The organism is Streptomyces sp. NPDC096323 (genome assembly GCF_040302845.1).
In the GTDB taxonomy this organism is placed as follows: Bacteria; Actinomycetota; Actinomycetes; order Streptomycetales; family Streptomycetaceae; genus Streptomyces.
Genome location: NZ_JBEOSI010000005.1, coordinates 170,673 through 183,902, shown reverse-complemented (window position 1 = coordinate 183,902; position 13,230 = coordinate 170,673). Strand labels below are relative to the sequence as shown.

Here is a 13,230-nt window from a genome sequence, read left to right as displayed (position 1 = left end):
TGGTCCTTCGGGCCCGGCGCCTAGCGGATGTTCGGGTCGAAGGTGAAGATCACCAGCGTGCCCAGCAGGACGGTGAACACCGTGGCGGTGTACAGCAGCATCTTCAGCCAGAAGCGGGTGTTGTCCCGTTCGGCGTAGTCGTTGATGACCGTACGGAGACCGTTGGCGCCGTGCAGCATGGCGAGCCACAGCATCGCCAGGTCCCAGACCTGCCAGAACGGCGAGGCCCAGCGGCCCGCCACGAAGGCGAAGCCGATCTTGGAGACGCCGCCGTCCAGCACCAGCTGGATCAGCAGGTGACCCAGGACCAGGACGACCAGCACGATGCCCGACAGGCGCATGAAGAGCCAGGCGTACATCTCGAAGTTGGTGCGGGAGCCCTTGGGGGACTTGCCGGTCCGCTTGCGCGGCGGCTCGATCACGGGCGCGGGGTTGTCGACGTCGTAAAGGGCGGCGCCCTCGACGGCGCCGATCGCGGAGGTCTCGGTGGACATTGGCCTCAGCTCCCGAATACTTCGCGTACGGCGTGGCCGAGGACGGGGTACAGGGCCCCGAGCATCAGCACGATCCAGATGCCCAGCACGACCCAGAGCATCTGCTTCTGAACGCGCGGGCCCTTGGCCCAGAAGTCCACGGCGACGATGCGCAGACCGTTCAGCGCGTGGAAGAGAATCGCGGCCACCAGGCCGTATTCGAGGAGCGCGACGATCGGCGTCTTGTACGTGGACACGACGTCGTCGTATGCCTCGGGGGAGACGCGGACGAGAGCGGTGTCCAGGACATGTACGAACAGGAAGAAGAAAATGAGGACACCGGTGACTCGATGAGCCACCCACGACCACATGCCTTCCCGGCCGCGGTACAGCGTTCCAGCCGGCACGGAAGAACCCTCCGGGAGCGGGGATTGGGGTCGGCCGGCTTGACTGTCGGTCTGACCCGGCCGGGTACGGTCCACCGGCCCCGGCCATCGTAGCGACGGTTTGTCGGTTCGATCGCGCGGGGGCCTCTGGTGTGATCAAAGTGGCAACGAATCAGGCACGGACGGGCTATGGACAGGTGCTGAGGGGCCTGTTTGCCCGTCTGTGGCCCGGAATCCGCCCCTCGGTGCCCACCGCCAACCCGTTACTGACTCGATACCAGCTCGATCATGCGGCCCCGGGCGAGTCGCCGCATCTCGTCCGCCGTCACCACCCGCTCGTGCTCGGGCTCGTGCCCCAGCCGGGCCCGGATGCCGGCCAGCACCTGATCGGGGTGCTCGGCGGGCCGGAAGCCGTCCAGGCAGATCACGAAGACATGACCGAACCGGGACTCGTACGCGGCGTGCGCGGCGGACAGTGCGAGGTGGGCGGCGTGCGGCGCGTCCGGGTGCAGGCCGGGGGCGGACTCGGCGGCCAGCGCCTCGGCGCGGTCGGCGGGGGAGAGGTCGTAACTGGCCTCGTCGACGGCGGCCAGCAGCGCGTCCAGGTCCGGGTAGGGGCGGTGGGCGGCCAGTCGCTCGGCCCAGCGACGGCTGCCGTAGCACTTCAGCAGGACGCCCTCGGCCTCGTCGGCGGGCGCGGCGTTGAACCGCAGCAGGCCCGAGGGGCCGCGGCCCGGCGTGGATGCGCAGCTCTGCACGGGCACGGCGGTCCGGCGGGCTGAGGGGGGCGGCTGCGCGGGGAGGCCGGCGTGGGACTCGCTGGACCTGGACAGCGTGGGCTCCTGGAATCAACGGCATCTGTGAACCTGGAGTGGGGAGGGACCGGAGAGACCAGGTGGATGCAGGGTGAAGGGAGAGACGAATGTGCCTCAAAGCTAGCGACGCTGGGCAACGGCCGTCCGACGGATGCGCGAATTTCACCCGGACGAGAGAGTTTCACGACGGCTGAGGGGCGAATGGGCGAGGAGAATGCCCGGCTATCTCCCTACATCTGCTCTCTTTCCCTTGTTCGCCTGTTCGCCTGTTCGCCTGTTCCCCCGTCATCTCTTTGCACCGGAGGTTTCTGACTGATGGCACCCTCACGCGGCGCCCTCATGGCCGTTGCGGCGGTCGCCGCGGCGACCGTCACCGTCGCCGCCTGCGACGACTCCGGCACCGGACACACGAACGGATCCGAGACGTCCCGCTCGTCCGTGTCGTCGCCGTCCGCGTCCCCCAAGCCCTCCCCGACCCGCAGCTATCCGCTCTCCAAGAGACCCCGCACCATCCCCTCCGTACGCGAACACACCTCCGCCCGCGGCCCCGGCTGGCAGCCCGGGAAGGACAGCGCCGTGGTGATCGGCAAGGGCGACAAGGTCCTCGCCGACGAGGGGCGGCTGCTCGCCGGCGAGCTGAAGATCCGTTACGGGGGCGAGGTCGAGGCCGGTGCGGGTGACGTGGAGCTCGCGCTGAACCCGAAGGACCGCGGCGGGCCGGAGTCGTACGCCCTGCGGACCCGCGACGGACGCGTCACGATCAGCGGCCCCGGGGAGGCGGGCGTCTTCTACGGAACCCGCACCCTCAAACAGTCCCTGCGCGCCGACGGGAAAATGCCCGAGGGCGAGGTCACCGACCGGCCCGGCCGCCCCCAGCGCGGTCTCAACCTCGACATCGCACGCAAGCACTACACCGCCGGCTGGATCGAGGACCGGCTGCGCAGCATGGCCGACCTCAAGCTCAACCAGCTCGGCCTGCACTTCTCGGACGACCAGGCCTTCCGCATCGCGTCCGACACCCACCCGGAAGTGGTCTCGCCCGAGCACCTGACCAAGGCCGAGGTGCGGCACATCGTGGCCCTGGCCCGCCGGCTGCACATCGAGGTCGTCCCCGAGATCGACTCGCCGGGCCACCTCGGGGCGGTCCTGCGCGCCCACCCCGACCTCCAGCTGTACAACGTCTCGGGCGTGCCCTCGAAGGGATCGCTCGACATCTCGAAGCCGGGCGCGGCGAAACTCCTCGACGAGCTCCTCGGCGAGTACACCGAGCTGTTCGGGGGGGCGTTCTGGCATCTGGGCGCCGACGAGTACCAGGCCCTCACGGTGCGCGACCCGGCCGCCTCCTACCCGCAGCTCCAGCGCGCGGCCGTGAAGAAGTACGGGGCCGAGGCCGGTATCGAGGACCTCGCCACCGGCTGGCTCAACGACCGCGCGGCGGTGGTCCGGCCGCACGGCATGAAGCCCAAGGCCTGGAACGACGGCCTCTTCCGCGACAGCACCGTGCGAGCCGACAAGGACATCGAGATCGAGTACTGGACGGGCAAGGAGTACGGCGCCCGGCCGCCGGAGCAGTACCTGAGCGAGGGGTACAAGATGCTGAACCTCAACGACGAGTACCTCTATTACGTGCTCGGCCAGCCCAACGCCTTCGTCTACCCCACCGGCAAACGCATCTACGAGCAGTGGACCCCCCTCGTGCTGCGCGGCACGAGCCCCGTCCCCGCCAAGTACTCGGACCAGATCCTCGGCGGCCGGTTCGCCGTCTGGGGCGACTTCCCGAACGCCCAGACCGCGGCCCAGGTGGCCGAGGGCATCCGGATGCCTCTGCGGGCGACGTCACAGAAGCTGTGGGACCCGGACAAACCGGCGCTGAGCTGGGACGGCTTCAAGGCGCTGGCGAACGAGATCGACCAACGCTGAGGGGCCGGACCCGTGGACAGCGCGGCGAGCGGGGGCTACGTTCCGCTTGCCGCGCGATCCGGGGAGGGACGCGCGCTCCATGCGCCGACGTCCGAACCCTGGGGGGTTCCACTTTCATGCTCTGCTCACTCTGCGGTACGAGACCGGCCACCACCGCCGACGGGCGGTGCACGCTGTGCGCCGCCACGCGCCGTTCGGCGGCGGGCGGTCTGATGCCGACGCCGACGGGACCGCAGACCGTGCGTTCGCTGCGTTCACCGGTGGGGCTCGGCAAGGCGGTGTGCGTGCTGCTGGGCTCGGTGGCCGTGGCGGACGCGGTGTCGATCGGGGCCGGCGGCTACGCCCGGCAGGTGTACGACGAGGGCATGGCCGACGACTTCCTCAGGTTCGACGAAGCCCTCGCGAACCGCGCGGACACGCTGTACCAGGCCTCCGGCTCCCTGCAGATGCTGACGTTCCTCGCCACTGTCGTCGTCTTCCTCGTCTGGTTCCGCCGGGTGCGGCTCAACGCGGAGGTGTTCGACGCGTACGCCCACACGATGCGGCCCGGGTGGGCGGTCGGTGGCTGGTTCGTCCCCCTCGGCAACCTCTGGCTGCCCCACCGCGTCGCGAGCGGCATCTGGACCGCGAGCTCCCCGGGCGGCAGCAACCGGCCTCCGGCCCCGCGCGGGCTGCTGCACGCCTGGTGGGCGCTGCTGCTCTGCGCGGAGTTCCTCTCCCGATACGCCGGGCAGCTGTACTCGGACGCCGAGGAACGGGACGAGGTCCTGCACTCCTTCGACGTGGGCGTGGTCGCGGACCTGACCGACATCGCCGCCGCCGTGCTCGCGATCCTGTTCGTGCGCCGGCTGACCGCGATGCAGGGCGACCGGGCGGCGGAGCGGGCGGCCGCTCCCGTCCCACCGCTCCCGGCGGAGCGGGCCGACTGGGGCCGGGCGCACTGAGAAGCCGGGGCCGGCCCGGGCCGGGCGGCGGTAATCAGACGGTGGCACCACCGCCCGAACCCTTGGTGCCGACTTGTGCGTGCGGTCTCCGGGCTGCGAGCGTTGCGCCACGGGTGCGCGGTCCTCGCGCTGATGCCAACTGTCTGGCGCGCCCGCCCGTTACTGAAGCCCTGCTGTATGAGATCGCCGTGCGGTGCTAGAGGTACGGAGGGCCAGCACGGAGGACGTGGGTTCGCGGTTGGGACATCCAGGAGGATCGGCGGGCCGCCGACCCTGCGTGATCCCTGGACGCTAACTGAGTTGCTGGAAGTTGAGCCATCCGCTGGTGCCGACGGCGGTGGGCGTGCCGATGCCGGTCGGGGTGACGGCGGGGTAGAAGTAGAACTCCTTGCCGGTGTCGTGGCTGGTGGCGAAGAGGTCGGGCTTGTTGTCGCCGTTGGCGTCGCCGGAAGAGGTGATCAGCGGGTGGGTGGTGCTGTCCCAGCCGGTGGCGTTGATGGTGATGGCGCTGCTTCCGAGCCCCTCACCGGAGGGCCCGGTGCCGGCGTAGAGGCGCAGGCGGCCGTCGGTCCGGTTGCGGGCGATCATGTCGCCCCGGCTGTCCGCGTTGACGTCTCCGGGGGCGGTCATGTCGTAGTCGCCCCAGCCGCCGTTGCCGATGAGGATGGGGTCGGCGTACTCGTCGAGGTGGAAGGTGTCCGAGCCGTAGTAGAGCCAGAGGAATGTTCCTTCCTTGACGAGCAGGTCGGTATGGCCAGGGGTGTCCGGCGTGCCGTCGGCGTCGGTGTCGAGGGGGCCGTCGACGTCACCGATGGCGAGGATCTGGGATGCGTCTGCCCAGTGGTCGTTCTCGGTGCTGTAGGTGGTGATTTCCTGGCGGTCGTAGCCGCACGACGCGGAGGCACCGTCGGCTGACTCGCCGATTTCCGTGCAGGCGTAGCCGAGGCCGTTGTTGGGGTAGACGTACAGTTTCTTCTGGTTGTTCGCATCCGGAACGGCTGCGATGAGGTCTTCGTAGCCGTCGTTGGTCCAGTCCCCGCGGTGGCTGACGGAGGCGCCGTTGAACTTCGTGGCGCTGGCGACGGTGTACGGCGCGTGCCGGCCGTCGCCCTGGCCGGGGTAGAGCCAGAGCGCACCATCGGTGGTGCGTACTCCGTACATGTCGGTGTTGCCGTCGCCGTTGAGGTCGCCGGGCTTGTCGGTGATGCCGGGGCTGTCGGCGTAGAAGATGTAGACGGCGCGGTCGGAGATGTTGCCGGCCTTGTCGATGCTGCGTGCGTAGAGGGTGTGGTTGCCCGCGGCGAGCGGGGTGAGCTTGATGGCGACGGATCCGCCCTGGGTGCTGGGGGCTGCGCTGCGGACGGTGCCGTCCCAGTCGGTCCAGTACTCGTACTTGGTGACGTCGACGACGCCGCCACTGCTGATGGTGAAGGTGCCTTCACTGCGTGCCTTGCCGGTGGCAGCGGGCCAGCCGTCGGAGCCGTCGGGGAACTGGCTGGAAGTGGTCACCGGCGGAGTGGAGGGCCGGGTGGGGTCGAAGACGAACCTGCAGCCGGGCTTGCCGGTGCCGGGAACGGGCGTCACCGCCGAGTACACGTACAAGAGCGGCAAATACGTCTGGACCCAGACGCCCAAGAAGGACAAACCGTCCCGCCAGAAGTACGCCGCGTACAAGGCCAACCCCACCCACTACATGATCGACGACGGCCACGCAAAAGCCCGCGCCAAGCAGCAGGCCGAATACCGCGCCCAAGCCGTCAAGGCAGCCAAGGAAAAGGCAGATAAGGAACGCAGAAGAAAAGATGGAATCTTGGGTAGTATCTGGAAAGGGAACTTCAGAAACGCCTGGGAAAATACAAAAGAGTCAGATACCGCCCAGTGGGTCACCAAGCACAGGGCCGGCATAGCAACGTTTGCCGGCTATGCCTCGATCGGAATCTGCCTGGCCACGGCAGGGGTCGGATGTGCCATCGCCGGAGGGGTCGCTCTGGGGGCTTCATATTCAAGAACGCATACGATAACGGAATCATCGGCGGCCGGCGCAGAAACCTGGGAGGATTCGCAAAGGGTCTAGCGATGGATTACGCCTTCGGGAAACTAGCCGTAGGAACTCCCGCGGCGCAAGCGGCTAGAAGTATGAGAGTCGGAAGTAGAGCGTTCGAGCAAGGCAACACTGAAAAATGGGTCATGCGAGGTTTCGAGGCCTCTCTCGGTGCAGCATGGCAGTTCGTAGGAGATCAGTAGATGACTGAACGACTCGGCCCCTTGGAATGCGTGGATGGCCTGTGGGTCATCGGCGACCCGCAAGGCGATCACTTGCGCTTCGAGAGAGAAGGGCTCGCTCAGTGTGTTCAGGGCGTAGCAGCGCCATCGATCCCCTGGCTCCTGTTCTCAAACCTCCGCATCTATGTGGTTGCCACGCGACTGGGTAACTCCAAAGGATTGGCAAGGTTCACGCGGATCACCATGAACTTGTCCGGAGCCTCCGTTGCCGCCCAAGGCGGGCCGGCTCGCTTGATGGCGACCCTGAAGGATCGCGGGGACTGGCAGGCCGAGTTCAGGCATCATGCCCGCTGGTATCCCCTTCGGGAGATCAGAGTGCTCGCTGAATTTCTTCGCCAAACTGTCGAGCGCGGCGAAGCGGCGCATCTCGGTGACCCGGAATGGGTTACATCAGTAGTTGGTAAACTAAGCCGACTGCCGCGCAGCCTGCCGGGCGCAAGGAGAATGACGGTCACGCAGATCCTGGACGATTGTCGGCCCTAGGGTCGCACCGCGTCCACTGACCGACGACCAGAAAGAGGAGAGGGGCCGTGCCGTCCGGAAAATAGAAGTTCCTGCACTTCCATTTTCTCGACCGGCACGGCGCCTCGCGAATGAAATTTTTCTGTTGTCCCTGTTCGGCCTCAGTTGACCTGCGTTGAGGCCGGTGAGGCTGATGGTTGGTGAGGGGCCGCCGTCGCGTTGGCTCCCGGTGGTGTCGCCTGGCTTGTGGTCGGCAGGCCCTCCGCGTCCCGGCCCGGGGCAAGAACCTGCACGGCCGACGCCGGCGTCACCATCGTGATCGCGCCAAGATCCGCAGCTCTGCGCACACGCCATGGCCACCTCACAGGCTGGCGGCCCTGCGGAAGCTCCGTTGCAGCACCACCCGCATCACCGCTGTGGTGCCTGCCGTCCTCGCACTCGAACTCACCGCCTGATCAAGATGGGAGAGGCTCAGTGACGCTTTTCAGCCATTCGGCGCTGAACCCGATAAGAGGAAGCGCTGCTTCCCCGTGCGTGAGGCCGGGCGCGGGGAAGCCGACGGGAGACGCCGATGAGCCTGCTGGAATTGATCGCCGCCGCTGACGCCCGGGGGCTCGCCGCGAGCGGGGCGGCCTGCCTCGACCGGTGCCTGCCGCAGCCGGCCGAGGGGGCCGACCCGGATCCGCTGCGACCGCTCTGGGCCGGCTGCGCCGACCCGGGGAACTGGCAGGACCGGCTGGCGGAGGCGCGGGCCGCGTTGGACGCCCTGCCCGATGCGCCGGAGAACGTGCTGCGGATCGCCGGGCTCCTCGGCGAGGCGCCCGCGGACCGGTCGGGCGAGGAGCTGCGCACGTGGGCGGACGCCTGCTCGGTGCTGGCCCTCGACATCCACCGTGCGCACGACGCCGCACGCGCCGACGCCGCGGAGCTGGTGGAGCGCTGCCGGGCCGGCGATCCGGCCGGGGCGGGGCCGCTGCTGGCCGGCGAGGCCGCCCGGCAGGTCCGGATCCTGGAGATGCTGGCCGAGATCGGGGACGGCGCGCCTACCGGAGCGGGCCTGCGCCAGGTGATGGACGTATCGACCGAGGGCCAGCGGGTACTGCGGGCCGCTGCCTCGCGACGGGCCCGGGTGCGGGGCTGAGGGGACCCCGGCGTCACGCGTCCTGGCCGGCGCGCTTCAGACGGAGGGCCGAGACGAGGAAGAAGACGCCGCCGAGGAAGGCGTAGCCGGCGAGATTGGCCAGAGAGGCGTCGTCCCTCCCCGCCTGGGCGAAGAACGACGCGCCGGCGAACGTGGAGATGGCGCCGCTGACGATCATGGCCCACTGGCCGCCCAGGCGGCGCCGGGCGGCGCCCACGATGAGCTGGACGAGGCCCGCGGTGACGGCCCAGACGCCCCAGACGCGCAGGACCGCGGGGATGCCGGACGTGGCGGCGACGGCGAGGCCGATGCCGGTGAGCGTACTGAGCGCGATGTTCACGTACAGGCCGCGGACGGGGCCGCCGGCCGCCCGGCCGGAACGGAGATCGACGACCGTGCACGCGACGTCGAACAGGGGATAGACCACCAGCAGTGCCGCGCTCAGCGGGCCCAGCGTGTCGGCGGTCGTGAACACCAGGGCGGCCCATACGGAGGCGAACGCGAAGCGCAGGAAGTACAGCTTCCTCAGGGTGGCGGACACGCTCGTGGAGGTGGGGGCGGTGGCGGTACCGGCGATGGCGTTCACGGGAGGTGCCTTTCTGTCGAGGGCGAGGGAGAACGTTCGTTCTTGCTGACGCCATCTAAGGACCGCTGTCGGCACCTGTCAAGACCGAACGTTCTCCCTCACGGATTTGGTAGCCTCGGCCCCATGAGTCGGGACACAGAAGGCGGCAGCACGTCCGAAGCACGGGCCAAGCTGCTCAGCACGGCGACGAGGATCTTCTACGCGGAGGGCATCCACTCCGTCGGCGTCGACCGGATCGTCACCGAGGCGCAGGTGACCCGGGCGACGCTGTACCGGCACTTCGCGGGCAAGGAAGAACTCGTCCTCGCCTATCTCGACCTGGCCGACCGGGGAATCCGGGCCCAGATCGGGGAGGCCCGGGAGAGCGACGAACCGGCGGTCGACAAGATCCGCGCCGTCGGCCGGACCATCGCCGAAGGCATCCGTTCCCCGGGCTTCCGCGGCTGCGCCTTTCTCAACGCCGCCGCCGAGTACCCCGACCCCGCCCACCCGATCCATCAGGCGGTACTCGCCCACCGCCAGTGGTTCCTGGACACGGTCACGGAGCTCCTGGCCCAGGCCGGCTTCGCGTCCCCGGCCGCGGCCGGCCGGCACCTGGTCATGCTCCGCGACGGCGCCATGGCCTCCGGCTGCCTCTCCGACGCGGAACTCGTCTGTGAGACGTTCCTGCGGGGCGTCGAAGGAATCGTGCAAACTCCCGCGGTTTCTACAGGTAGGTGATCACACCGATCGCTCGGTACAGGCAAACCGTGATGATGGCTCCGCACACCACTTTCGACACGAGCCCGCGCGACAACGACATCACGGACAGGCCTGAGCACATGGCCGCCCATGCGACGCAGATCAGCGCGCCCCACGCGCCGTCGCTGTCCCGGCGACCGGGAAACGCGTCCGGATGGTCCGGCTCGGCGGTCATCGCGAAGCCGAACGCCAACAGGAAGGCGGCCAGGACATACAGGCCGGCCGCCCCGCACGATCGCGGCACGGACTGTGCCTGTTTCTGTGTCACTCCGTGAATCCTTCCGGCATTCCCCGGACCGGTACCAGCCGGAAGGGTTCGCCTGTGGTTACCCGGCGGGCGGAGGGCCGAGATGACTGCTCATCAGTTCCCGTAGCCGGTCGGCGTCCTGTGGGTCTTCGAGGCCGCGTTTGGGCAGGATCATCACCCCGGTTCTCGATGCGTCCGGGGTGAGGAGCACGAACACGCGCCGGCCCTCGACGCAGCGTCCGTAGAATTGCCAGCCGGTCTCCTGTGTATGTGCGGCGGTCACGGTCCTGATGCCGGACGCGTCGACGGTCACGCGGTGCTCGCCCAGGTGGCGGGCGTATCCCAGCAGGCCCAGCGCCGTCACCTTGCGGACGGCCACCAACAGGAGACAGATGACCAGGAACGAGCTCCACGTGCTCGGGTCCACGGCCGTGATGCCCCGGGTCAGCACCGTGGCCGCGATCGCGAAGGCGAGGAACGCACCCAGCCCCCACATGAGGCGATGACACCACCGCCCGACCCGGCTGTGCCGCATCTGGATCTTCAGGCCGTCGGAGATCTCCCGCCACGTCACCACGTACGTCAGCCGCACCTGCGTGTCAGCGGCCATGCGCCCTCCCTGGATTTCGATGGGCGGGTCCGTGGCGGCGTACGCCCGCGACGCGGCCTGTCGCTCCGGCTCCGGCCGCAAGGAACGACGACCGGGGCCGCCACCCCCCACAGGAGAGGCCCCGGTCGTCTTCCGCGGGGCCGCAGGACGGCCCCGTACTCATCTCAGCGCCGTGAGTGCGTTTTCTGTCACACCGGGGTGGGCGACGGAATGTTGCGGGTTGTACAAGTCATGGACGTGATGCCCGCGAAGGACGTAGCGTGCTGAGTCGCGCAGGGTGGCGCGGCAGTGGTGACCAGCTGCGATTCAGGAACAGCAGGGCAGGGTTGAGGGAGTGCTGGGGGACGACGCGGGGCTTACCGCCGCGGTGCTCGCGGCACAGGACGGGGACGAGGATGCCTTCCGTACTGTGTACCGCGCTGTGCAGCCGCGGCTGCTGGGCTACATACGGACGCTCGTGGGGGAGCCGGACGCCGAGGACGTGGCGTCCGAGTCGTGGCTGCAGATAGCCAGGGACCTCGACCGGTTCAGCGGTGACGCCGACCGGTTCCGGGGCTGGGCGGCGCGGATAGCGCGCAACCGCGCCCTGGACCATCTGCGGATGCGCGGCAGGCGGCCCGCCACCGGCGGCGACGAGACGGAGCTGTCGGAGAAACCGGCCGGTTCCGACACGGCCGACGAGGCGATCGAGGCGCTGGCCACCGGCCGCACCATGTCGCTCATCGCCCAGCTGCCGCAGGACCAGGCCGAGGCGGTGGTGCTGCGCGTGGTGGTCGGTCTCGACGCCAAGAGCGCGGCGCAGACGCTTGGCAAGCGGCCCGGCGCCGTTCGCACCGCCGCACACCGCGGGCTGAAGCGGCTCGCCGAACTGCTGCGGGCGGACGCCGTGGACGGCGAGGGCGAGGACGGCGGGGACGGGGGCGCGCGCGGCGGAGGCGGTCCGGCTGTGGCCGGTCCCGCGGAAGGGAGCGGGCCGCGCGACGACGGACCGGCCGGCGGAGTCGGGGCGCCCAGGGGGCCGGCCGACGGTACGGCCCCGGCGCAGTCGCCGCGGAACAACGGGACGGGCCGGACGGCGGAACTCGGCGCCGTCCCCGCGCAACGCCCCTCCCGCACCGGCCTGGTGGCGCCCGCCGGTGTGACGCATTCGCGTCTGTGGACGCAGAAGGACATGTGATGGCCGACGAGCAGCACGAATGGCTTGACAAGGAAGCGGCGGAGAAAATGCTCCGTCGCGAACCGGTCGACCCTGCCGACGGCCGGCCCCGGAGAGAAGCCGAAGGGCACGGAGCCAAGAGGGACGAAGCCGCGGGGCGCGAGGCCGAAAGGCTCGCGGCCGCCCTGGACGCGCTGGCCCGCACCGTCCGCCCCGCCGCCGGGGAACTCCCCGGAGAGGCCGTAGCGCTGGCCGCCTTCCGCGCCGCCCGTCGCCCCGCCGCCCGCGCCACCGCCGTGCCGGCACCGGCGGACCCCGTGCGGGCCGTCCGGTCCGCGGGGGCGGACGGCACGGCCGAGTCCGGGATGCTCGCCCCCGTACACATACGTTCGGCCGGTTCCGGCGCGGCGTCCGGGTCCGCGGATGCCCGCGGACCGCGGCCCATGCGCTGGAGCCGGCCCATCCGCTTCGGCCTGGTCGCCTCCCTCGCGTGCTGCGCGATCGGCGGGGTGGCGGTGGCCGCCGGGACCGGGGTGCTTCCCGTCCCCTTCGGCCGGCACACGCCCGTACCGGCCACATCCGTGTCGGCCGCCGCCTCCCCCGGGGAACTGGGCTCCGACCTCACCACCGACGACGAGACGTCCGCACCGCCGCCCGGAACCCCCGGCGACGGCTCCGCGTCGCCGGACGCGCCCGGCGACGCCCCCACCGGCGGCCCGAAGAGCGGCCGCCCCGACGACGGCGGACACACCACCGACGCGGGCGGCGACGCCGGCGACACCACCGGCGACCACCCGTCCGGCGGCGCCGGGAACGACCCGTCGGGCGCCGCCGACGCGACAAAGGGCCCGGACGGCGGTCAGGACGATGGCCGGGGCGGCGACACGCAGGACAAGTCGTCCGCCTGGTACGCCAAGACCCTGAAGGCCTGCCGCGACTACCGCGAGGGCAAGCTCGACGACGAGCGCAGAACCCGCCTCGAGGCGCTGGCCAAGGGAGCCCGCAACCTCGACCGCTTCTGCGACCGGATGATTGACCAGGCCGACGGGAAGAACGGCGACGGCGACGAGGACCCGTCCGGGAACGGGGACGGGGACGGGCACGGGAACGGGAACGACGATGCGTCCGGCGGCTCGGGCACCCTGCCGTCGATGGGGTTCTCCACCGCCTCCCCGGACCCCACGACGGCCGCCGGTTCGCCGGCTTCCGGGGACGCGCGCTCCCCGGCCCCGGCGCCGTCCCTCGCGACGCGCTGACGGCCCGCGCCTGCGGCCCCGCACCACCCCGCTACCACCCGGTGTGACATTTTTCGGCCTCACGGCGCAGTAGTGAGTGAGCCGACTGGTCATCGGCAGCGCCCGGAGCCGGGGTTCCCCCCGTACCTACGGCTCGGCGCAACGGCGCGGGCGGGACACGTTCCCCCGGTTCCGCCCGCGCCTCTCATCCATGACTGCTTCCGCAGGCGA

The 13,230-nt window shown here is 70.1% G+C and carries 15 protein-coding genes; 8 read left to right on the top strand and 7 right to left on the bottom strand.

Annotated elements, in window-relative coordinates; translation table 11 throughout:
* Positions 1-20: 20 nt before the first annotated feature.
* The 3 genes from ABTX18_RS15650 to ABTX18_RS15640 all read right to left on the bottom strand — a co-directional run bounded on the left by ABTX18_RS15650 (position 21) and on the right by ABTX18_RS15640 (position 1,617).
* Entirely contained in the window at positions 21-494 is a 474-nt protein-coding gene (locus tag ABTX18_RS15650; protein WP_352123272.1) for a succinate dehydrogenase hydrophobic membrane anchor subunit, read from the bottom strand.
* Between the two features lie 5 nt (positions 495-499).
* Positions 500-880, bottom strand: coding sequence for a succinate dehydrogenase, cytochrome b556 subunit (sdhC, locus tag ABTX18_RS15645; protein WP_352123271.1), 381 nt, complete (start codon positions 878-880; stop codon positions 500-502).
* Positions 881-1,122: 242 nt separating this feature from the next.
* On the bottom strand, positions 1,123-1,617 hold the full coding sequence (locus tag ABTX18_RS15640) for a 2-oxo-4-hydroxy-4-carboxy-5-ureidoimidazoline decarboxylase (protein ID WP_352123270.1): 495 nt from the start codon (positions 1,615-1,617) through the stop codon (positions 1,123-1,125).
* A gap of 372 nt (positions 1,618-1,989) precedes the next feature.
* Between ABTX18_RS15640 and ABTX18_RS15635 the strand changes: the two genes are divergently transcribed.
* Together ABTX18_RS15635 and ABTX18_RS15630 are read left to right on the top strand one after the other, a co-directional pair.
* The gene (locus tag ABTX18_RS15635; RefSeq protein WP_352123269.1) at positions 1,990-3,594 is read left to right on the top strand and encodes a beta-N-acetylhexosaminidase; all 1,605 of its coding nucleotides are present in this window, start codon (positions 1,990-1,992) and stop codon (positions 3,592-3,594) included.
* A gap of 116 nt (positions 3,595-3,710) precedes the next feature.
* On the top strand, positions 3,711-4,538 hold the full coding sequence (locus ABTX18_RS15630; protein ID WP_352123268.1) for a DUF4328 domain-containing protein: 828 nt from the start codon (positions 3,711-3,713) through the stop codon (positions 4,536-4,538).
* Between the two features lie 291 nt (positions 4,539-4,829).
* Here the strand turns inward: ABTX18_RS15630 and ABTX18_RS15625 are convergent, their stop codons facing one another.
* On the bottom strand, positions 4,830-6,047 hold the full coding sequence (locus ABTX18_RS15625; RefSeq protein ID WP_352123267.1) for an FG-GAP repeat domain-containing protein: 1,218 nt from the start codon (positions 6,045-6,047) through the stop codon (positions 4,830-4,832).
* A gap of 19 nt (positions 6,048-6,066) precedes the next feature.
* Between ABTX18_RS15625 and ABTX18_RS15620 the strand changes: the two genes are divergently transcribed.
* The 3 genes from ABTX18_RS15620 to ABTX18_RS15610 all read left to right on the top strand — a co-directional run bounded on the left by ABTX18_RS15620 (position 6,067) and on the right by ABTX18_RS15610 (position 8,424).
* Entirely contained in the window at positions 6,067-6,612 is a 546-nt protein-coding gene (locus ABTX18_RS15620; RefSeq protein ID WP_352123266.1) for a hypothetical protein, read from the top strand.
* 170 nt (positions 6,613-6,782) lie between these two features.
* On the top strand, positions 6,783-7,304 hold the full coding sequence (locus ABTX18_RS15615) for a hypothetical protein (RefSeq protein WP_352123265.1): 522 nt from the start codon (positions 6,783-6,785) through the stop codon (positions 7,302-7,304).
* A gap of 550 nt (positions 7,305-7,854) precedes the next feature.
* The gene (locus ABTX18_RS15610; RefSeq protein ID WP_352123264.1) at positions 7,855-8,424 is read left to right on the top strand and encodes a hypothetical protein; all 570 of its coding nucleotides are present in this window, start codon (positions 7,855-7,857) and stop codon (positions 8,422-8,424) included.
* 13 nt (positions 8,425-8,437) lie between these two features.
* On the opposite strand, the gene ABTX18_RS15605 is transcribed toward ABTX18_RS15610, so the two are convergent.
* On the bottom strand, positions 8,438-9,010 hold the full coding sequence (locus ABTX18_RS15605; protein WP_352123263.1) for a hypothetical protein: 573 nt from the start codon (positions 9,008-9,010) through the stop codon (positions 8,438-8,440).
* A 123-nt stretch (positions 9,011-9,133) separates the two neighbouring features.
* On the opposite strand from ABTX18_RS15605, the gene ABTX18_RS15600 reads away from it, so the two are divergent.
* Positions 9,134-9,730 (top strand): TetR/AcrR family transcriptional regulator, encoded by a 597-nt coding sequence (locus ABTX18_RS15600; protein WP_352123262.1) that lies wholly within the window; start codon positions 9,134-9,136, stop codon positions 9,728-9,730.
* On the opposite strand, the gene ABTX18_RS15595 is transcribed toward ABTX18_RS15600, so the two are convergent.
* Positions 9,717-10,019, bottom strand: coding sequence for a hypothetical protein (locus tag ABTX18_RS15595; protein ID WP_352123261.1), 303 nt, complete (start codon positions 10,017-10,019; stop codon positions 9,717-9,719). The genes ABTX18_RS15600 and ABTX18_RS15595 overlap by 14 nt on opposite strands.
* A gap of 58 nt (positions 10,020-10,077) precedes the next feature.
* Positions 10,078-10,608, bottom strand: a complete 531-nt coding sequence (locus ABTX18_RS15590; protein WP_352123260.1) for a YcxB family protein — start codon at positions 10,606-10,608, stop codon at positions 10,078-10,080.
* Positions 10,609-10,942: 334 nt separating this feature from the next.
* Here ABTX18_RS15590 and ABTX18_RS15585 point away from each other — a divergent pair, with 334 nt between their 5' ends.
* Both ABTX18_RS15585 and ABTX18_RS15580 read left to right on the top strand, forming a co-directional pair.
* Complete coding sequence (locus tag ABTX18_RS15585) at positions 10,943-11,785, top strand: RNA polymerase sigma factor (RefSeq protein ID WP_352123259.1); 843 nt, start codon at positions 10,943-10,945, stop codon at positions 11,783-11,785.
* The gene (locus ABTX18_RS15580) at positions 11,785-13,020 is read left to right on the top strand and encodes a hypothetical protein (RefSeq protein ID WP_352123258.1); all 1,236 of its coding nucleotides are present in this window, start codon (positions 11,785-11,787) and stop codon (positions 13,018-13,020) included. The genes ABTX18_RS15585 and ABTX18_RS15580 overlap by 1 nt, the downstream gene beginning before the upstream one ends.
* Positions 13,021-13,230: the final 210 nt, after the last annotated feature.

Coding starts and splice junctions, on each gene's coding strand:
- ABTX18_RS15650 (WP_352123272.1), bottom strand. CDS start 494: ATGTCCACCGAGACCTCCGCGATCGGCGCCGTCGAGGGCGCCGCCCTT.
- ABTX18_RS15635 (WP_352123269.1), top strand. CDS start 1,990: ATGGCACCCTCACGCGGCGCCCTCATGGCCGTTGCGGCGGTCGCCGCG.
- ABTX18_RS15630 (WP_352123268.1), top strand. CDS start 3,711: ATGCTCTGCTCACTCTGCGGTACGAGACCGGCCACCACCGCCGACGGG.
- ABTX18_RS15615 (WP_352123265.1), top strand. CDS start 6,783: ATGACTGAACGACTCGGCCCCTTGGAATGCGTGGATGGCCTGTGGGTC.
- ABTX18_RS15610 (WP_352123264.1), top strand. CDS start 7,855: ATGAGCCTGCTGGAATTGATCGCCGCCGCTGACGCCCGGGGGCTCGCC.
- ABTX18_RS15600 (WP_352123262.1), top strand. CDS start 9,134: ATGAGTCGGGACACAGAAGGCGGCAGCACGTCCGAAGCACGGGCCAAG.
- ABTX18_RS15590 (WP_352123260.1), bottom strand. CDS start 10,608: ATGGCCGCTGACACGCAGGTGCGGCTGACGTACGTGGTGACGTGGCGG.
- ABTX18_RS15580 (WP_352123258.1), top strand. CDS start 11,785: ATGGCCGACGAGCAGCACGAATGGCTTGACAAGGAAGCGGCGGAGAAA.